Source organism: Herbaspirillum sp. WKF16, from assembly GCF_028993615.1.
Taxonomy (GTDB): Bacteria; Pseudomonadota; Gammaproteobacteria; order Burkholderiales; family Burkholderiaceae_D; genus Herbaspirillum.
Genome location: NZ_CP118632.1, coordinates 3,467,391 through 3,487,192 on the forward strand (window position 1 = coordinate 3,467,391; position 19,802 = coordinate 3,487,192).

Genomic DNA, 19,802 nt, shown 5'->3' on the forward strand with positions numbered 1-19,802 from the left:
TGGCGGCATCACCTGGGACGACACTCATGGACACCACGATTGACTTAGCCACACGCGTGGGCCAGGCCCTGAAGGCCAAGGGCCTGCTGCTAGCCACTGCGGAATCGTGCACCGGCGGCGGCATCGCGCACGCCATTACCGAGATCGCAGGCTCTTCCGAATGGTTCGACTGCGGCTTCGTGACCTATTCCAACGCCTCCAAGAACGAACTGCTGGACATCTCCGAAGCCACGATCGCGCAACACGGCGCCGTCAGCGAAGAGATCGCCGGCGCCATGGCCGAAGGCGCGGTCGCCAACAGCAGCTCGGATGTCGCCGTCTCCACCACCGGCATCGCCGGTCCCGGCGGCGCAGTGCCCGGCAAGCCGGTCGGCACGGTGTGCTTCGGCTGGCGCGTGGGCGACAAGACCTATACCGAACGGCTGGTGTTCCAGGGCGACCGCAAGGCGGTGCGGGAGCAGACGGTGGTGCATTCGCTCCAGGGCTTGCTCAAGCTGCTCAGCGACTGACGCGGTTTTCATGCGTCACTAAAAAAATGAGGCTGCATCGTAATGCAGCCCCATCTTGATTTTTTCTTGTTTGCCTGTTACTTGCTCAATGACAGGTCTGGGCATCTTCAATATTGCCGCGGGTGCGGATTTCCCCGTGCTGCCCTTCCACGAACCAATCACCCCAGCAACGCGTAATTCTCACGCAACTGGCCAGGCGTCCATTTGACGCTGTCGCTGAACTGGATCGTGCCGAATTGCCAATTCGCGCTGACGAAGAAATTGGTTATCCGCACACTGTCATCTATCCCATAGTCCAGCACCAGATCATTCTTCATACGATGATATCCGCGCAGTTCCGTTGACTTGACGTCTTCAAATGCCACTATGTCAGCCTTGGCATTGTCGATCACATCAGCCCCGGAACCAACCCTGAATATATACGTATCCGTGCCGGATCCACCGGAAAGATAGTCGTTGCCGCTCCCGCCATCCAATCTGTCACAGCCTTCAGAGCCATACAAGGCGTCGTCATCCCGTCCGCCATAGAGAATATCGTTGCCGGCATAGCCGGTAATAGTGTCATTGCCATCCCCACCATCGATGACATCATCGACTCCATAGCCATATAGGGCGTCATTACCTGCGGTCGACGCAAGCACCCTGGCCTTGACGCTTGCGATATCCCACACCGTGCCATCGGCGAACCGGAGCCCCTCCAGGGCGCAAGCGGACGTGCCGTCCTGGCTGAAGTAGCTTTGCACGCGCAAGCTATCTTCCTCACCTTCGAGACTGATGACCAGGTCGGTAGCATCCCGGCTCAACTTGATGTCGTCGCTCCCGATATCCGCACCAAACAAGATGACATCAGCGTTGTCGCCGCCAATATCATCCCAGTCGAAGTTATTGATGGTGTCCCGCCCGGATCCCTTGCCGAACCAGTAAATATCGGCACCATTGCCGCCGAAAAGATGGTCGTCGCCGCGCCCGCCATCAAGAACATCATTGCCCGTACTGCCATGCAAGGCGTCATCTCCCGGGCCTCCCAAGAGGATGTCGTTACCGGCGCCGCCTTGGATGGTGTCATTTCCGACACCGGCATCCAACAGTGTGCTTTTGTCGGTAGCTTTCAGCACATCATCCCCGGCATTGCCCTCAAGGTAAGCCTCATCGCCAAAGCCCCTCAGTACCTTGCCGAACAGTTCCGCCTCGCCGCCCTCATCTTGTTTCTGCATTTGAGCGATGATTTCCACTCCAGGCGCGCCCATGCCCTTGATTGCAGATTTGAAATCAATGAGCATCTTCAATCCCTGCTTGCCGTCTGCCTGGTAAATCTCCCTGAGCGTTCCCACCATGGCGCGGGTATCGATCTCGATAGCGCCGTCAACCAACCTCAGTTGGAGGCTATCGATAAGCGACTGGTAGTGAGTTGGCAGGGCGAGCTGCCCATACACATAGTCGGACAACATGTTGAATGCGGAGCGCAACTGCCAGGCCGCACGGATTGCGGGGCTGGTGCCTTGGCCAGGCTGGTAGTACCGCTGTCCAAGAAAAACTTCCAGGGTAGCCAGCTTGCGGGCGTCGCCGATGAGATTGCCCCAATAGGCATTGGTGCGGCTGGAAGGATCGATGTCCTGAACCCCGGCCCACAGATAGAGAATATCGGTAACGATGGCGCGGCGAGTATCGATATCGGCGGTGACGCCGAATTGCTGAATGAGCGCCTGCAACTTCCCACTGCCGTCCCTCGCCATTGCCTGCCGCAAGTTGTGTGCATTTCCAAAGCCTTGCACATCGGGCAAGGCCTGGATGCTGCCATCCTCCGCGACTTGGATCTTGTCGATGGTACGAGCGGCGTCGTACTTGAACCAGACGTCCTCCATCGCGGCGCTTGCACCGTCGCTTCTCTCATAGCTGCCAAGCTGCCGATGGGCGTTGCCTTGTTCGTCAATGAACTCGCTGCTGGTGAATCCCGCATTGAGGCTTTTGACACCTGCTTGTTCCAGCGTCGCAAGCTCCCCGGCATCCAACAGACCATCGCTGTTCAGGTCCCGCCAGATGCGCAGATCTGCGTACGCGAGATCGCGAATATCGATCCTCTTGTCGCCGTTGCCATCGAGCTTGGACAAGGCAGAAAATCCGTGTCGCGATTTCCTGCCCTCCTTGTCAATGCTGTTGTTGCCAAAGAGTTCATTGCCATCGTCGATCTGGCCGTTGCCGTTTTTGTCCCATACCAGCAGGCCGTCGCCTTTGCCGACCCAACCCGTGGTCTCGGAGAAGCCATTTCTATCATGATCAAAATGAACACCGGCATCGATGCCCATCGTTTGCACGCCATCGCCATTCAAATCCAAAATCAGCGGACTAACCTCTTTTTCCGCAGCATTGAAGGACTTTTGCAGATTGGAAATTATCTCATTGCGAGTTTCCTCTGCTTTAGCCTTACTAATCGTATACATTGAAAAACCTAGCCAGCCAATGCCACGCCCAATTTGAGTAGCCAATATCGCGGCCCTAGAAACGGGATTGATCGATACAGCTACCGCGGCAGAGATCGTTACGATATTGCCTGCCAGCGATGCGACATCACCGAAGTCAGCCTTTCCAGACCTTTTCATATCGCCAATAATCTTCCACAAAGTCCCTGTAGCAGCGAGCGAATTTGTCGCTATTGCTGCGCCAGCAATCATCGGGTTAAGCGCAATGGCTCCCAAATATGCTGCGGCTTGCTCTGCTGCGACAACAAAATCATGAGATGACTTTGCATCATTCATCGCACCAAGTGCACTAAATCCATTTGCAATAGTTTCACCAACATCTAAGGAGCTCGCCATTTTTAAGCTTTCATAAAATGATGAATAAACCTAATCAAGATAAAGGCTGCTGCACAAACGACCGCCACCCAATGCAAATTAGCTCTCTGTAAATCTAATTCGTCGGCCAAATCACTACCTTTTTTCTCAGGAATGATGTTGTAGAAAAAAACAAATCTTCCCTCCTTGAATTTCACAATCAGAGTGGAAAAAATTGGGAAAATGAACTCACAAAATATCCCAATTGCAAAAACCAATATTTGTAGAAAAGATAAAATTTCTTCCAAGATTTCCTCCATGGAGATTCGGCTTAATTTGTATTTTTGGATTTATGCTCTCACCTCAATCTCGACAATCGCTTTCTTCCCGCTAAAAATTTTGTTCATGTATTCGCTTTGCGGTTTGGGATAGACCACTATTGAAACCGGAATCCCACCAGTCATCTCCATTCCATGTTCGACGGAAATGCCACATATGCCGCCAATGCATGCCGGTCCTTAACGTCATAGATAGCAGTACGTATTGATCCCCATTTGCCCCTGTAATGTGCATTCTTGAGTGACAGTCTTCCTTGTCTTTGCAAATTCCCTTGTCAATCAATGCCTGAATTGCTGACATAGCGAATGCATTTCCCTGCTCACGATATCGTTCCCCATAGCCCATCAAGCCCGTCATAGCGAAAGTGATTGCAATACATCTCCATAAAATTTCCACTCCAGCCTCCATAAAAAAGTCATATCCAATTACGCTAAACCGGCGCACTGATATCGTTGGCGACACAGTCCCCCTTCACGAAATCAATGTACTGATCAAGTTGGTGATCAGCCGCTGATTTCTTTCAGAAACTAGCGTAGCAACGTCGTCCTTAATGACGTTCTCTAGGACAGCGAACAGAAGAAAGTGGACAAAAATTTCAACTAAGAAATATCGGATTTTCTGCAAATACTTGCGGAAGAAGGAACGGAGAAATCAAAAATCAAACGGCGAACAGCTTGCTGGATTTTCCACCACTCAGGCAGCAGGTTTCGCCGATATGAGACGGAGACATCTGCTTTCGCCCTCGGCTCAAGGCTAAAGACCTGGGTGCAGATCTGCACCGTCCAATCGCCTCGGCGGTTACTGCAGTAAATATAGGTTTCCACTTTTCCCGTCTGATCTCGAGAAATGAAAACGTCTTTTGCGTCATCATCCTCGCGATACGGTTTTTTCGTTTTGGGATCTAGTCCCGTCGGCGCATATATCGTCAACTCATATTCTCGTTTTGGTAATTTTTCATAGTTGGCGTACTTTAAAATTCGATTTGGTATCTCAACTGTCCTATGCACCCACCGATCCATAAAGCCATCGCCCGAATAATCTTGCCCCGTGTTTAGCAGTCCATGAATCCACGGTGTGTTCTCCTGCGGATAACTCACCTGATCTCGATGTCCACCAGGGCTATCTGCTCCTCCCATATCTGGATAGCGCACCTTAAAGCTAAACCCGCGTAATTTCGATTGATGATCACGTAACGGTCTCGAACTACTCATCCTCTCCCCCCATCCTGGATCTCCATCGTATTCAACGTAGTGCGCGAAGTGTGGAGGAATCGTGACCGGCATGCCACCCAGATTGCCTATCACTTCGCCTTTAGCGTATTTGGCCGCCGCCATTTCAGGCGATTGGAATCCAACCATGGGCTGATCATCTGACAGCTCACTTAGGGCCACTATAAGGATCGTCAGCATGACAACGAATACCAGCACCAAGCCACACGCGACGATGCGACCGGGAAGACGGGACTTGCGGACGCTTTGTTCGTCAGGATTTTTCATCTTTTCCCTCTGCAAATGAACTGCTCCTGCGACCTAAAAAAAACTCTCCCTCAGAAGGCGATATGCACTAAAAAATAAGATGCTTTTCGTGGTCAGATAAATCCGTCCCTAACAAACAGGAATAATCAAAGTCTTTTCGCAGGTTTCATTGATAATCTTTGTCGCGTATGTATAGCGAGGCTGTCGTCACCAATTTATTTGATCGGCATTTCTCACTATCTCTCTCGCCCCGCCTGCTGAGCCACCCTTTGCACGGGCGATAGCAGGTACTCAAGCACGGTGCGCTTTCCTTGCTGGATCTCTACGGTCACCTGCATACCTGGCGTCAGTGACAGAGACTTGCCAAACGGATCCCGCAGCGCCTGGCCGTTCAAGCGGACCCTTGCCTTGTATTTGGAAACTGAGGCATTGAACGGGTCGTCGCTGCCCTTTACGGAGTCGGCTTGATCTTGCCGACGGATGTCAGTAGCGTCGGGGCCGATGTGGGTTACGACGCCGCCAAGCATCCCGTATTTCTGAAACGGATAGGCCGCCACCTTGATCTGCGCGCTCTGTCCCGCTGCGACGAATCCCACATCCTCGTTCCTGATGCTGACGTCGGCAAAGAGCGGCTCAGCTTGTGGAACCAGTGTCATGACCACGTTGCCAGGCTGGACCACAAAACCCAGGCCGGTGGTAGCGAGGTCTTTCACGATCGCGTCCTGGGGCGCTTTCAGTTCCATCAGGCCCTCTCGATAGACAGCCTTGTCGATACTGGGCTGCAGCTGCGCGATCCTGGCGCGGATATCGGCATGCTCCTTTTCCAGTTCACTACGGTAAGAGCTTTGAATCTGGCCGATGCGCCGTTCCTGAGCCCGAATCGCAGCGTCGAGAGCCGCCACCGCGGAGCGTTGCGCGTCCAGGTCGTGCGCTTTTTCAGTAGCCTCGCGCCGTTTGTCCGCAGTCGCCAGCGGGCTAAAGAATCCTTCTCCTTCCAGCTTGGTGTAGGCGTCGGCGGCGCGCTCATATGTGGGCAAGGCCTGCTCCAGCTTGGACAGGATTTGCAGGGCCCCGCGACGCTCGTGCTCGGCCTTGTTCAACAGGGCGCGCTCCTGCGCCAGGCTGTCCAGATAAGCTTGGCGATGCGCGCGGTACTGACCTGACACCTGTGCAAACACGGTCGGGTCTTCACCGACCGAGGGCAGCATCGGCTGATCCGACAGTTCGGCCTTGATCCGCCGCTCCTGCATGCGCTGATGTGCCAGGTCGCCGACGACGACGGCGCTGTCCGCATGCGCGAGGGTGGTGTCCAGTCGCGCCAGTACTTGCCCTGCCTTGACCTTGTCTCCTTCGTTGACCAGGATCTGCCGGACGACGCCGGCTTCGGCCGGCTGCACGATCTTGAGCAGGGTCTGCGGCACCAGCTTGCCTTCGGCGCTGACAATGATGTCCAGCTTGCCCACGCCTGCCCAGAGGACGATCGCCAGGGTCAGGATGCTGATCGTCCAAAGCACCAGGCGGCCGTTTTGCGCCGGCGGCGTGCCTTGCATCAGGCCGAGGGGATCGTCCCAGCGACGGGCCGTCGGGAGCGGGATGATGTCTGCGCCCGCCGCTCGCCCCTGCGTAGAGGCCGGCGAGTGCGGCCCAGTCGTGAAGGACATGCCTACTCCCCTTGGGCGTTGCCCTGACCGGCGGTGGCCATGGAGGCCGGCGCAGCGGAAGGCATTGCCACCGCTTGCGCGCCGCCGGGGCCGATCCTGTAGATGGCATCGAGCTTGAGGCCGCGCGGTAGCCCATGCGTGATGAACAGCATGGTCACCTTTCCCTTCAGGTTGTTGACGGTTCGGGCAAACAACTCCGCGGTCACGCTGTCGAGCGCGCTGGTGGCTTCATCGAAGATGAGGATATCGGGCCGCTTGAGCAAGGCGCGGGCGATCGCGATGCGTTGCTTCTGGCCACCCGACAAGCCGGCGCCGCGTTCGCCGATTTCGGTTTGATAGCCTTGCGGCAAGGCTTCTATCGCCTGATGTATCTCGGCCATCTTGCAGGCCATGCTTACCTGTTCAAAAGTGGCCTGTGGGCTGGCCATGAGCAAGTTGTCATAGAGGGTGCCGGAAAACAAGATGGTCTCCTGGGGCACTACGCCGAAGTGGCGCCGTAACTGATTGGCCGCCAGATAGCGGATGTCGATACCGTCGATGCGTATGGCGCCGGCCTCCGGCTGGTAGAAGCCTTGCAGCAGTTTGGCCAGCGTGCTCTTGCCGCAGCCTGACGGCCCCATGATCGCCACGGCCTGCCCCGGTTGCACGGACAGGGAGAGGTTTTCATAGAGCAAACCCTGTTGCAGGTGATACCGGAAGGAGATCTGCTCGATCTGTATCGCCCCCTTGGCACGATGATCGCGCGCAGGCATCACCGAGTAAGGCTCCGTGGGCGCGTTCATGATGTCGCCAAGCCGGGCGACGGAGAGTCTGGCCTGCTGAAATTGCTGCCACAGCCCCACCAGCCGCAACATGGGTTGGGAGAGCTTGCCGGCGAACATCTGGAAGGCCACCAGCATGCCGATGGTGAACTCGGCCGACTGCATCACCGCATAAGCGCCGACGCCGAGGATGAGCAGGCTCATGCATTGCTCGAGCAGATTGGCCAGGGTGTTGTAGCTGTTGCCAAGCTGCCGGCTGGCGAAACCGGCCTGTAGATAGTCGGCCAGGAAACCGCGATAACGCGCGTGGAGCTGGGGCTCGAGCTGGAGCGACTTCACCGTTTCCATGCCGGCGATGTACTCCGTCAGGAAGGCCTGGTTGCGCGCGCCCAGCCGAAATTGCTCCTGCAGGCGCGTCTGGAACAACGGCGCGGTCATGAGGCTCAGGCCGACAATCAGGGCCAACACCGCAAGCACGATCAGCGTCAGGGGTACGCTGTAATACAGCATGACGCCGACGAATATCAGGAGGAACGGCAGGTCCAGCACCAATGACACCGCCGCGCTGGCGATGAAGTCGCGGATGGTCTCGACGCCATGGAGCCGGGCCGCCACCACCCCGGTTGGGCGGTTCTGGAAATACAGGGGCGGGAGCTTGAGCAGGCGCTCGAAGACGGCGCAGCCCAATACGGCATCGACGCGGTTGCCCGTGTGCAGGATCAGGTATTGCCTCAGCCAGGACAACAGCGCCGAGAACGCCATGAACAGGATCATGCAGATGACGATCACAAACAGCGTGCTTTGCGTGCGGTGGACCACCACCTTATCGATGATGGCCTGCGTGAACAGCGGCGTAGCCAGCGCCATTAACTGAATGGCGAACGACGCCAGCAAGACTTCTTCCCATATCCCCCGATGCTTGAGCAGCTCCGGAATGAACCATCGGAAGCCGAATCGGGGCCTGGATGAGATGGCTTCGTCCACGTCTGCATCGTTGGCCGCTGCGGTCGGCTGCTGGATATGAACGATCTGGCCAGAAAGGCGTCCGGCGAATGCGGCAAGCGCCATGGTGCACGGAGAAAGATCTCCCGGCCGCAGCAGGGAAACCTGCTCGGCGTCCATCTGCAACACCAGCGCGGGCGATGGTTGCTCCCGGCCTGCTGCCGCGCTCTCTCGCTTCAGGAACGCCAGAAATGGCAAAGGCTGCCGGAGCGGCTTGCGTGCGGGGCAAGCCGCAACGGATGTGTGCAACCCATAATGCCACAGGGCCTCCTGCAGCGAGGCCAGGTCATGAGGTGACGGGAAATGCTGTTGCGCAAGAGGAAGGGAAAACGGCTTGCGAAAAAGCAAGCAGACGCTTTGGAGTATCCACAGGAAATCCGTTTGCCCGATCTCGATTCGTCTCATTCATGCCCCTGTGCCAGCCAAGTATCTCTGTCCTTTCTGAAACCAAGGAACAGAGGGAAGCTGCGGAACATGCCATGAAGGAACTGCGATTCCCGGAATGGCGAAGACAATGCCGATAAAAATCAAAACATTTCAGAACCTGCACAGAAAAAGCAATCTGGCATGCAACATCGCTTCATCTGCACATAAAAAACAAGCCACGCATGCTTTCGCAGCGCGGCTTGCTTTTTGGGAGTGTATCGCCTCCGCCGCAGCGGGAACGACGCTCACTCACTATCGATATTGGTTGATCGCGTCTCGCGTCTCAATGGCCACGCGGCGCGCGGCGGCCTTGAAGTCTTCGCCGGCTTCGCGCTTGGCGTAGAGGATGGCGCGCGAGGAGTTGATCATCATGCCGGCGCCGGCGGCGGTCTTGCCGGATTTCACGGTGGCTTCGACGTCGCCGCCCTGGGCGCCCACGCCGGGCACCAAGAGCGGCATGTCGCCGATGATGGAGCGCACCTGCGCCAGCTCGTGCGGGAAGGTGGCGCCGACCACCAGGCCGCATTGGCCGTTGGTGTTCCACTTCTCGGCCACGAGGCGCGCCACGTGCTGGTACAGCGGCTTGCCGTCGACTTCCAGGAATTGCAGGTCGGAACCGCCGGCGTTGGAGGTGCGGCACAGCACGATCACGCCGCGGTCCTTCCACTCCAGGTAGGGCGAGACCGAGTCCCAGCCCATGTAGGGGCTGACGGTGACGACGTCGGCGTTGTAGCGCTCGAAGGCTTCGCGCGCGTATTGCTCGGCGGTGGCGCCGATGTCGCCGCGCTTGGCGTCCAGCACCAGGGGAATGTCGGGATAATTGGTGCGCAGGTAGGCGCAGATGCGCTCGAGCTGCTCTTCCGCGCCCAGCGCGGCGAAATAGGCGATCTGCGGCTTGAAGGCGCAGGCGGTGTCGGCGGTGGCGTCGATGATGGCGCGGCAGAATTCATAGATCGCGTCCGGCTTGCCCTGCAGCTCCTCGGGGAATTTCTTGACGTCGGGATCCAGGCCGACGCAGAGCAGGGAATTGCGCGAAGTCCACGCGGCGTTTAATTTCTCGATGAATGTCACGGTGATGCCTTAAGCTTGAAGATGCGCTATTGTATCGCGCCGGCATGCCCAAACCCGATTTTTACCGTCTTTTCGGTGCATTTCGGGCGAAAATCGGGTACTTGACGGCGCGCCGCCGATCCAAGGCGTTCGCGCTGGAACGCATTCATTTCTGACAAGGAACAACACCATGAAAAAACCGTTCGCATGGCTGGCCATCGCGCTGCTGGCGCTGACGCTCTCCGGCTGCGGCTATAACGACTTCCAGGCCAAGGATGAGGCCACCAAGGCGGCCTGGGGCGAAGTGGTGAACCAGTACCAGCGCCGCGCCGACCTGATCCCCAACCTCGTCAACACCGTCAAGGGCTATGCCGCCCACGAGAAGGACACGCTGGAAGCCGTGACCCAGGCGCGCGCCGCGGCCACCAGCTTCCAGATCACGCCGGAAGTGCTGAACAACCCGGAAGCCTTCGCCAGGTTCCAGCAGGTGCAGGGCCAGCTGTCGTCGGCGCTGTCGCGCCTGATGGCGGTGTCGGAGAACTATCCGCAGCTCAAGGCCGACACCGGCTTCCGCGACCTGCAGTCGCAACTGGAAGGCACCGAGAACCGCATCACCGTGGCGCGCCAGCGCTACATCGCCTCGGTCCAGGAGTACAACGTCCTGGCGCGCAGCTTCCCCAGCAACATCACCGCCAAGATCTTCGGCTATCCGGTCAAGCCCTCCTTCACCGTGGAAAACGAGAAGGCGATCTCGACCGCGCCCACCGTCAACTTCGGCAAATAAGCGCAGGCGATGCGCCAGTTCCTCCTGCGCCTGCTGCTGCCGGCCCTGCTCTGCCTGGCGGCGGGCATGGCTGCGGCTGACGATTTCGTCGCCGTCCCGCCCTTGTCGGGCCACGTGATCGACCAGGCCGGCTTGCTGGACAGCCGGCAGCGCGCCGCGCTGGACGGCGTGCTGACCGAGTACGAGAGCCGCACCGGCAGCCAGATCGCAGTGCTGCTGATGGCGTCCACCGCGCCGGAGGCCATCGAGCAATATGGCATCCGCGTGGCCGAGGCCTGGAAGCTGGGGCGCAAGGGGGTCGACGACGGCGTGATCCTGATCGTCGCGCGCGACAATCCCAAGGCGCTGCGGCGCCTGCGCATCGAGGCCGGGCGCGGCGTGCAGGGCAGCCTGACCGATGCGCAATCCAAACGCATCCTGGAGGACGTGATCGCCCCGCACTTCCGCCAGAACGATTTCTATGGCGGCCTGGCGGCCGGCGTCTCGGCCATCGCCGGGCTGCTGGACAAGGAAGGCCTGCCGGCCGCGCAGCGCCCTGCCGCGCCGCCCCAGGATGACGATGGCGGCTGGATGACGCTGGTCGTGGTGCTGGTGTTCTTGGCGGTGTTCTTCCTGGTGCTGATGAAATCGCGCCGACGGGCGCGCAACAACCTCAACAGCAACGACTGGGGCCGCGGCGCCGGCGTGATCATCGGCAGCATCCTCGACCAGGCGGCGCGCGGCGCCTCCTCCAGCCGCTCGGGCGGATTCGGCAGTTCGGGCGGATTCACCGGCGGCTCCTCGGGCGGCTTCTCTTCAGGCGGCGGCTCGTTCTCGGGCGGCGGCGGCACATTCGACGGCGGCGGCGGCACATTCGACGGCGGCGGCGGCACATTCGACGGCGGCGGCGCCTCTGGGGATTGGTGACATGGAACATCGCAAGCAACCCAGCTCCCGGGCCGCGCGCCTGTTCAATCACCTGCGCAGCACGCGCGCGGCGGCGCGGCAGGCATTTCCCTCGGCGCTGCTCAAGGCCATCCAGGCCAGCATCGCCGAAGGCGAACAGCGCCATCGCGCCCAGGTCAAGCTGATCGTCGAGGCCGCCTTGTCGGCCGGCGCGGTGTGGCGCGGCGAAGGCGCGCGCCAGCGCGCGCACGAACTGTTCGCGCGCTACCGCATCTGGGATACCGAAGAAAACTGCGGCGTGCTGGTCTACATCAACCTGGCCGACCACAAGGTGGAGATCGTCGCCGACCGCGGCGCCGCGCGCGCGGTCACGCGCGAGCAATGGCAGGAAGTCTGCCGCACCATGACTGCCGGCTATGCGCGCGGCGACTATCGCGACAGCACGCTCGCGGCGCTGGAGCGGCTGCATGCCCTCCTGGCCGAGGCCATGCCGCGCCACGATGGCGGCCCCGATCACAACGAGCTCTCCGATAAACCGGTCGTGCTCTGATCGCGGAAAACAAAACGCCGCCGACGGCCATGCCGCGGCGGCGTTTTTTTATGCCGACCCAGACCGGCAAGGCGGCCTCAGCCGTTCTCGTACACCCATTGCAACAGCGCGTCCTGCGCCTTCTGCCCGGCCGGCGCATTGGGGTGGTTGATCAGGAACACCACCACATAGGACTTGCCCGAGGCCGCCTGCACGAAGCCGGCAATCGCGCGCACATCGTTGAGCGTGCCGGTCTTGATGTGCGCCTGCCCGGCCACGCTTTGCGTCTTCAGGCGGCGGCGCATGGTGCCGTCGTAGCCGACCAGCGGCAGCGAGGAGACGAACTCGGGCATCAGCGGCGAGCGGTAGGCCTGCGCCAGCATGCCGCCCAGCAGCGCCGGGGTGACCCGCTCGATGCGCGAGAGGCCGGCGCCGTTTTCGATAGCCAGGCCGCCGGTGTCGAGCCCCTTGTCGGCCAGCCAGGAGCGCACCACGCGCGCGCCGTTGACGGTGTCGCCGGGTTGGCCGCTCATCTCGGCGGCCAGGGTCAGCAGCACCTGGCGCGCCATCACGTTGTTGCTGTACTTGTTGATGTCGCGGATCACCTCGGGCAGCGTGGGCGACTGCGCCTCGGCCATCAGCCGCGCCGACGGCGTCACCGGTCCCGACAGCACGCGGCCGGAGAAGCTGCCGCCCAGCTCGGCCCACATCTGCGCGAACATGGCGCCGGCATACTGCACGCTGTTCATGCGCCAGGGATGCACGTACCAGACCTTGGGGCCGCAGTCGGCGGGGTAACTGCCGGCGAAGCTCGCCGAGCCCGCGTCATTGGACATCATCAGCTTGCCCTGCCAGTCGCCGCACGGCTCCTGCGACAGGCGCGGCGGCGTCACCGCATAGCCGGCCATGGGCGGCTCCATGCTCACGGCCACCGTGCCGGCGGCGGCATTGGGCTCGAAGCGGAAAGCCAGCGTCTTGTAGTTGAGCAGCAGCGCATCCGGCCCGGCGTTGTAGGGCTTTTGCGGGTCGCCGTCGAACTGCGACGGGTCGTAGGTCGATTCGGCGAAGAAGCTGCGGTCGATCACCAGGTTGCCGCGGATATCCTTCACGCCGCGCGCGCGCAGCTGGCGCAGGAACAGCCAGAAATTCTCCAGCACCAGCTTGGGGTCGCCGCCGCCCTTGATGATCAGGTCGCCGTTGAGCACGCCCTGGTCGAGCGCGCCGTCGATGTAGGCCTGGGTCTTCCACGAGTAAGTCGGCCCCAGCAGCTCCAGCGCGGCATCGGTGGTCACCAGCTTCATCACCGAGGCCGGATTGAAGGGCTGGGCGATGTTGGCAGCCACCAGCGCGCGCTTGCCGGTCTCGGCGTCCAGCACCAGCACGCCCACGTTCTGCTGCGCGATGTGCGCCACGCGCAAGGCGCCGACCACCGGCGGCGGCAAGGCCTGCGCCGCGGCAATGGCGGGCGCCAGCAGGAAGATGGAGAAGGACAGTGAACGCGCGCACGGCAGGCGCAGGCAATGCAGGGAAAACCCCGATAGGAAACGCAGCATGATTGGACCGACAATGAAGATCACGCATTATAGGGTCAAGCCGCCGGCGAATCCGGCGCGGCCCCGGCATACGCGCGCGGTCGGCGACACGAAGGCGTCATGGCGGCGTGCGAGAATGCGGCAATCGATGGCTTGCCGAAACGGCAGCTCCGCACGGGGCGGCGGATTGCGGCCGGGGCTGGCGCGACAGGTTACGTGGAATTAAACTACAACGTGCATTTTCGGTACGCGGGGGCGTCCGGTGCGGCGAGAAAGAAGAGCGGCGACATGTCATCCAGCACCAGCAGCAGGCGACGCAGCGGGACCGGCGGCAAGCGGCGATGGGCCGCGCTGCTGGATTTGCTCAATCCGCTGTCGCTGTATCGCCAGCGTCCGGCGCGCCCCGAAGACCCGCCGCCGGAAGAGCTGATCGGCAAGGGCATGCGCTTCGTCAACCGCATCTACATGCTGCGCGCCATCGGCCTGGGCATCGGCTTTTTCTGCGTGGCGGCCGGCTTCGTGCAGAACCCGGTCGGCTGGCCGCTGTGGGCGCTGCTGGTATTGCACGGCTTCATCTGGCCGCACCTGGCGCGCCACTGGGCCCTGCGCTGCGAAATCCCCTATCGCGCCGAACGGCGCAACCTGGTGATCGACGCCGGCTTCGGCGGCTTCTGGATCGCCGCCATGCACGGCAACCTGGTGCCCAGCGTGGTGATCATCTCCATGCTCTCGATGGACAACATCGCCGCCGGCGGCGTGCGCCTGTTCATGCGCGGCGTGTACGCCAGCCTGGCCTGCTTCGCGCTGGGCTGGCTGGCGCTGGATTTCCGCTTCATGCCGCAATCCGACCTGGCCACCATCGCGGCCTGCGTGCCGATGATGGTGCTCTACCCGCTGGCGCTGGGCAAGTCGACCTACGACATCTCCAAGAAGCTGGCCGACCGTTCCCGCGAATTCGAAATCGTCAGCCAGACCGACGGCTTGACCCGGCTGTTCAACCGCCGCTACTGGGAAAGCCTGCTGATCGAGGAGTTCGGCCGCTGCCGGCGCAATCTCGGGCGCAGCGGCAACGAGGCTTGCCTGCTGTTGCTCGACATCGACCACTTCAAGCGCATCAACGATACCCACGGCCACCTGGTGGGCGACGAGGTGCTGCGCAATTTCGCGGGGCTGCTGCGCGCCAGCCTGCGCGAGGACGACCTGATCGGGCGCTACGGCGGCGAGGAGTTCGTGATCATCCTGCCCGCCACGCCGGTGGCCGACGCCCGCCTGCTGGCGCAGCGCCTGATCGACGACGTGCGCCGCCAGCCGCACGGCTCCGCCGGCCTGTGGGGTTGCACGCTGAGCATCGGGCTGGTGCCGTTCACTCCCGACATGGACGCCCACTACGTCTGGCTGCAACGCGCCGACCACGCCATGTACTGCGCCAAGGAAAGAGGACGCGACCGCCTGGTCGAGTGGGATGCCGGCATGCGCCGCGCGCAACAGGAGGCCGGCAGCGCACAGCCCGCTTGAAGTGAATCGGGACGAAGGCTGCGCGCGCAGCCGAGGATGGGAGCCGGGACGACGAAACCGGTGGACGCAAAAAAGGCCGATGTTTTCGGGGCCGCCACGAGACCACTGTGAAAACATCGACCTAGGGAAATCAAGGGCGGAGCGATCGGCGGTCAGTGATAGGGCTTTTCCCACCAGGAAAAAGTCCCCCCGCCGATGCCCCTGCCACTGCCGCAACGAGCGGCAAAGCGGGCCGCAGAAGCCCGCTAAATTAGTACTGGCAGAGCCTCCAGTACTAAAAGCGCGAGCAGTGCGCCGAACACCGCGCCCACTGCCCTCATGCTGGTCCTGACGATGCGCGAGGCCACCGGCACCTCGCCGCAGAGCAGTAGCCCCGCCAGCGTCATCGGGATGAAGAACATCAGGTTGTTCATGATGATGTTAGGCATGACGCGTCTCCTCATTCAGCCTTCTCATTCAAATTATTTACGGCCGGCCGCTGACTGGAAACTGCGCTGCCAGCCTTGCCCGGCGTGCTTTTTCTGGTTTGAGTATAGGCCGTGCCCCGCATAAGACAAGCATGCATTTCCGACTATCGTTGCTGCATAGCAGCGTGATTTTTCCATGCGGCCACTATCCGCCCGCCGCAAGCCTGTGTTGCGGATGCACAAATTTTCGGCAACGCGGGCGATTTGCCTTGACCCTGTTTTGAGCGCGAGCGTAGAATTCGCCCGTTCTCATTTTTTGGAGTCCCTCTCATGGGCACTTGTTCGGGTGACAGTTGTTGCCGGTCTATGACCGGTTAAGCCTCGGCAAGCATTTCAGCAGGACTCCTCCTGCCGTCATCTTGCACCAGGCAGATGGCGGCATCCCGATGCCGGCAGCGCGGCCCAGTGACCTGGGCTTGTTTCTCCAGCGCCGCCGTTCAGGCATCGACATTCCCCACAACGACAGATCGACGATCGACCGCCGCAGACACGCCGTCACGGCGCCACGGCTCAATGTTTCGCTTGCCCTCCCGCGCTGCGCGCTGGAGGGCGATCCGGCTTGCGCCGTCGCAACCTGACGATACGCTGACAAGCAAGGCCACAGGTCTTGCCGGCCAGCGTCTGCCCGCGCCATCAGGCGCCGATGACAGGGGTTCCGCCCAACCGAGCGGAGGCTGCCATGCAGGAAGATTTATGAAGACCCGATGTTTGTCATCGATCCGTCAAGCACGCCCGTTACAGTCCCTGACGCGCGCGACCTGACGACGCCACGGCGATGCCCCGCTCCAACGCGGCGCCTCGAACCAACAGCCGCTTCGCCCGACAGCATGGCGAAGCACACAAAGAAAAGAAGTACGCCATGAATCTGAACCTGCTGAAAGAAACCTTCGTCAGCTTCATCCGCGCCCGCGGAATGGACCGCCACTTCCGGCGCCTCGGCATGGACATGTTCCGCAGCGCCCCGGTGACCAAGGAAGTGTCCCAGTCGCTGGCGCGCCAGCTGACCGATGCCTCGCGCCATGAAGCGCACCAGCTGCTGCAAAGCCTGAACTCGCGCCAGGACGGCCTGACCGAGGCCGAAGCCGACGCCATCCGCGCCGAGATCGGCCCCAACGAGGTCGAGCACGAGAAGCCGCTGACCTGGCCGGTGCACCTGTGGCACTGCTACAAAAACCCGTTCAACCTGCTGCTGACGCTGCTGGCCGCCGTCTCCTTCTACACCGAGGACATGAAGGCCGCCATCGTGATCGGCACCATGGTGGTGGTTTCCACCCTGCTGCGCTTCGTGCAGGAGGCGCGTTCCAACACCGCCGCCGACAAGTTGAAGGCCATGGTCAGCAACACCGCCACGGTGATGCGCCACGACATGGTCGAGGAGATCGCCGCCGAGGCCCAGCGCTACTTCGACGTCACGCTGCATCCCAAGGGCGCGCGCCGCGTCGAGGTGCCGATCCGCAACCTGGTGCCGGGCGACATCGTGCTGCTCTCGGCCGGCGACATGATCCCGGCCGACATGCGCCTGCTGGCCGCCAAGGACCTGTTCGTGAGCCAGGCCGCGATGACCGGCGAATCGCTGCCGGTGGAGAAGTTCGTCACCCCCACCAACATCGACGCCAGCAGCCCGCTGGAGCTGGACAACCTGTGCTTCATGGGCACCAACGTGGTCAGCGGCTCGGCCACCGGCGTGGTGCTGACCACCGGCAAGCGCACCTACTTCGGCGCCCTGGCCGAGCGCGTGACCGCCACCGACCGCTCGCCCACCGCCTTCCAGGCCGGCGTGAACAAGGTCAGCTGGCTGTTGATCCGCTTCATGCTGGTGATGACCCCGGTGGTGTTCTTCCTGAACGGCTTCACCAAGGGCGACTGGGTCGAGGCCTTCCTGTTCGGACTCTCGGTCGCGGTCGGCCTGACGCCGGAAATGCTGCCGATGATCGTCACCTCGACGCTGGCCAAGGGCGCCGTGGCGCTGTCGCGCAAGAAGGTGATCGTCAAGCGCCTGGACGCGATCCAGAACTTCGGCGCCATGGACGTGCTGTGCACCGACAAGACCGGCACCCTGACCCAGGACAAGATCTTCCTCGAACGCCATACCGACGTGCGCGGCGAACTCGACGATGAAGTGCTGCAATACGCCTACCTCAACAGCTACTACCAGACCGGCCTGAAGAACCTGCTGGACGTGGCGGTGCTGGAGCACGCCGAGCTGCAGCGCGAGATGTCGATCGCCCAGGCCTACCGCAAGGTCGACGAGATCCCCTTCGATTTCCAGCGCCGCCGGATGTCGGTGGTGGTGTCCGAACGCGAGGATCACCATGAGCTGATCTGCAAGGGCGCGGTCGAAGAGATCCTCTCGGTCTGCACCCGCGCCCGCCTGGACGGCCAGGTCGTACCGCTCACGCCGGAGCTGCTGGCCGAGATCCGCGAGACCACCGGCAGCCTCAACGCCGAAGGCCTGCGCGTGGTGGGCGTGGCGGCCAAGGACCTGCCGCCGACCAAGGAGGTCTACAGCCTGGCCGACGAGTCGGACCTGGTGCTGATCGGCTACATCGCCTTCCTCGACCCGCCGAAGGAATCGACCGCGCCGGCCCTGGCCGCGCTGCGCTCGCACGGCGTCACGGTCAAGATCCTGACCGGCGACAATGAGCTGGTGACCGCCAAGATCTGCCGCGAGGTCGGCCTGGAAGTGGACGGCATGCTGCTCGGTTCGCACGTCGAGAAGATGAGCGACGAGGAACTGGCGCAGGCGGCCGAACGCGTCACCGTGTTCGCCAAGCTCTCGCCGGCGCACAAGGAACGCATCGTGCGCGTGCTGCACGACAAGGGCCACGTGGTCGGCTTCATGGGCGACGGCATCAACGACGCCCCGGCGCTGCGCGCGGCCGACATCGGCATCTCGGTGGACACCGCGGTCGACATCGCCAAGGAGGCGGCCGACCTGATCCTGCTGGAAAAGAGCCTGATGGTGCTGGAAGAAGGCGTGCTGGAAGGCCGCAAGACCTTCGCCAACATGCTCAAGTACATCAAGATGACGGCCAGCTCGAACTTCGGCAACGTGTTCTCGGTCCTGATCGCCAGCGCCTTCCTGCCCTTCCTGCCGATGCTGCCGCTGCATCTGCTGGTGCAGAACCTGCTGTACGACGTGTCGCAGATCTCCATCCCCTTCGACAACGTCGACAAGGAGTTCCTGGAAAAGCCGCAGCGCTGGGACGCGGAAGACATCGGCCGCTTCATGGTGTTCTTCGGTCCGATCAGCTCGATCTTCGACGTCTCGACCTTCGCCCTGATGTGGTACATCTTCGGCGCCAGCTCGCCGGAACACCAGACGCTGTTCCAGTCCGGCTGGTTCATCGAGGGCCTGCTGTCGCAGACGCTGATCGTGCACATGATCCGCACCAAGCGCATCCCGTTCTTCCAGAGCCGCGCCTCGTGGCCGCTCCTGGGCATGACGCTGGTGATCATGGCCATCGGCATCATCATCCCGATGTCGCCGCTGGCGCATTACTTCAAGCTGGAGGCGCTGCCGCTGTCCTACTTCCCGTGGCTGGCCGTGATCCTGCTGGCTTACGCGGTGCTGATCCAGGGCATGAAGAGCTGGTACGCCAAGCGCTACGGCTGGCAGTAAGACCGCCGCCGCAGGCTGCAAGGCAAAAAAGGGTTGCCCCGATGGGCAACCCTTTTTTTCATTCCGGGAAGCAATTCATTCCGGTTCAGGCCTGAGGCGCGCCGGCCGCTCAGGGATTTCCCGATGGTGCGGCGCGCCAGACGATTCTAAGCTGCGCACGCTGGCAAAACATCGAACGAACAAACTTGAACACGGGAAACGTCATGCACAACAGCGGCAGTTGCGAGGGCACCTACAGGAGCGTGTCCGACGGCAAGATCTACCAGTACAAGGCGAGCTACCACGGCGACGAATCGATCGCCTGGACCGCCAGCGTCAGCTGGGGCCAAACCCAGGCGCTGTCGCGCGTGGGGTCGATCTCGCACAACATCCTCTGCGGCCATTCGCTGCAGGAACTGGTGCGCGCCCACGTCGTCGCCGCCATCCAGAACGCGCTCGGCGAGAACGCCGCCTGAGCGGCGCGCCTGGTTCTTG

At 61.4% G+C, this 19,802-nt stretch carries 16 protein-coding genes; 8 read left to right on the plus strand and 8 right to left on the minus strand.

All coding sequences use genetic code 11. The annotated features are described in order from the left end of the window. Window positions 1-26: 26 nt before the first annotated feature. Window positions 27-509 carry a CinA family protein gene (locus Herbaro_RS15725; RefSeq protein ID WP_275010553.1) on the plus strand — a complete coding sequence of 161 codons (483 nt, stop codon included), beginning with the start codon at window positions 27-29 and terminating at the stop codon, window positions 507-509. 158 nt (window positions 510-667) lie between these two features. On the opposite strand, the gene Herbaro_RS15730 is transcribed toward Herbaro_RS15725, so the two are convergent. From Herbaro_RS15730 to pyrF, 6 genes are all read right to left on the minus strand, one after another. Next, window positions 668-3,322: a calcium-binding protein gene (locus Herbaro_RS15730; protein WP_275010554.1), complete on the minus strand. Its 2,655-nt coding sequence runs from the start codon at window positions 3,320-3,322 to the stop codon at window positions 668-670. A 2-nt stretch (window positions 3,323-3,324) separates the two neighbouring features. Then, window positions 3,325-3,600 (minus strand): hypothetical protein, encoded by a 276-nt coding sequence (locus tag Herbaro_RS15735; protein WP_275010555.1) that lies wholly within the window; start codon window positions 3,598-3,600, stop codon window positions 3,325-3,327. Between the two features lie 618 nt (window positions 3,601-4,218). After that, window positions 4,219-5,115: a hypothetical protein gene (locus Herbaro_RS15740; protein WP_275010556.1), complete on the minus strand. Its 897-nt coding sequence runs from the start codon at window positions 5,113-5,115 to the stop codon at window positions 4,219-4,221. A gap of 215 nt (window positions 5,116-5,330) precedes the next feature. Further along, window positions 5,331-6,755, minus strand: coding sequence for an HlyD family type I secretion periplasmic adaptor subunit (locus Herbaro_RS15745; RefSeq protein WP_275010557.1), 1,425 nt, complete (start codon window positions 6,753-6,755; stop codon window positions 5,331-5,333). A 2-nt stretch (window positions 6,756-6,757) separates the two neighbouring features. Next, a complete protein-coding gene (locus Herbaro_RS15750) occupies window positions 6,758-8,923 on the minus strand; it encodes a peptidase domain-containing ABC transporter (RefSeq protein ID WP_275010558.1) in 2,166 nt (721 codons plus the stop codon). Window positions 8,924-9,196: 273 nt separating this feature from the next. Further along, window positions 9,197-10,015, minus strand: a complete 819-nt coding sequence (gene pyrF, locus Herbaro_RS15755) for an orotidine-5'-phosphate decarboxylase (protein WP_275010559.1) — start codon at window positions 10,013-10,015, stop codon at window positions 9,197-9,199. A gap of 169 nt (window positions 10,016-10,184) precedes the next feature. Between pyrF and Herbaro_RS15760 the strand changes: the two genes are divergently transcribed. Genes Herbaro_RS15760 through Herbaro_RS15770 form a run of 3 tightly spaced genes read left to right on the plus strand, consistent with a single transcriptional unit; the run spans window position 10,185 to window position 12,213 of the window. Next, window positions 10,185-10,778, plus strand: a complete 594-nt coding sequence (locus Herbaro_RS15760; protein ID WP_275010560.1) for a LemA family protein — start codon at window positions 10,185-10,187, stop codon at window positions 10,776-10,778. A 9-nt stretch (window positions 10,779-10,787) separates the two neighbouring features. Continuing rightward, a complete protein-coding gene (locus Herbaro_RS15765) occupies window positions 10,788-11,684 on the plus strand; it encodes a TPM domain-containing protein (RefSeq protein WP_275010561.1) in 897 nt (298 codons plus the stop codon). Window position 11,685: 1 nt separating this feature from the next. Further along, window positions 11,686-12,213, plus strand: coding sequence for a TPM domain-containing protein (locus Herbaro_RS15770; RefSeq protein WP_275010562.1), 528 nt, complete (start codon window positions 11,686-11,688; stop codon window positions 12,211-12,213). A 77-nt stretch (window positions 12,214-12,290) separates the two neighbouring features. On the opposite strand, the gene dacB is transcribed toward Herbaro_RS15770, so the two are convergent. Then, complete coding sequence (gene dacB, locus Herbaro_RS15775) at window positions 12,291-13,745, minus strand: D-alanyl-D-alanine carboxypeptidase/D-alanyl-D-alanine endopeptidase (protein ID WP_275010563.1); 1,455 nt, start codon at window positions 13,743-13,745, stop codon at window positions 12,291-12,293. A gap of 267 nt (window positions 13,746-14,012) precedes the next feature. Here dacB and Herbaro_RS15780 point away from each other — a divergent pair, with 267 nt between their 5' ends. After that, a complete protein-coding gene (locus Herbaro_RS15780; RefSeq protein WP_275010564.1) occupies window positions 14,013-15,239 on the plus strand; it encodes a diguanylate cyclase in 1,227 nt (408 codons plus the stop codon). A 245-nt stretch (window positions 15,240-15,484) separates the two neighbouring features. Here Herbaro_RS15780 and Herbaro_RS15785 read toward each other — a convergent pair whose 3' ends face one another. Beyond that, window positions 15,485-15,667 (minus strand): hypothetical protein, encoded by a 183-nt coding sequence (locus Herbaro_RS15785; RefSeq protein ID WP_275010565.1) that lies wholly within the window; start codon window positions 15,665-15,667, stop codon window positions 15,485-15,487. A 335-nt stretch (window positions 15,668-16,002) separates the two neighbouring features. On the opposite strand from Herbaro_RS15785, the gene Herbaro_RS15790 reads away from it, so the two are divergent. The 3 genes from Herbaro_RS15790 (at window position 16,003) to Herbaro_RS15800 (ending at window position 19,783) form a co-directional block, all read left to right on the plus strand. Continuing rightward, a complete protein-coding gene (locus Herbaro_RS15790; RefSeq protein ID WP_275010566.1) occupies window positions 16,003-16,284 on the plus strand; it encodes a hypothetical protein in 282 nt (93 codons plus the stop codon). 281 nt (window positions 16,285-16,565) lie between these two features. Then, on the plus strand, window positions 16,566-19,328 hold the full coding sequence (mgtA, locus tag Herbaro_RS15795; protein ID WP_275010567.1) for a magnesium-translocating P-type ATPase: 2,763 nt from the start codon (window positions 16,566-16,568) through the stop codon (window positions 19,326-19,328). A 185-nt stretch (window positions 19,329-19,513) separates the two neighbouring features. Next, window positions 19,514-19,783, plus strand: a complete 270-nt coding sequence (locus Herbaro_RS15800; RefSeq protein ID WP_275010568.1) for a hypothetical protein — start codon at window positions 19,514-19,516, stop codon at window positions 19,781-19,783. Window positions 19,784-19,802: the final 19 nt, after the last annotated feature.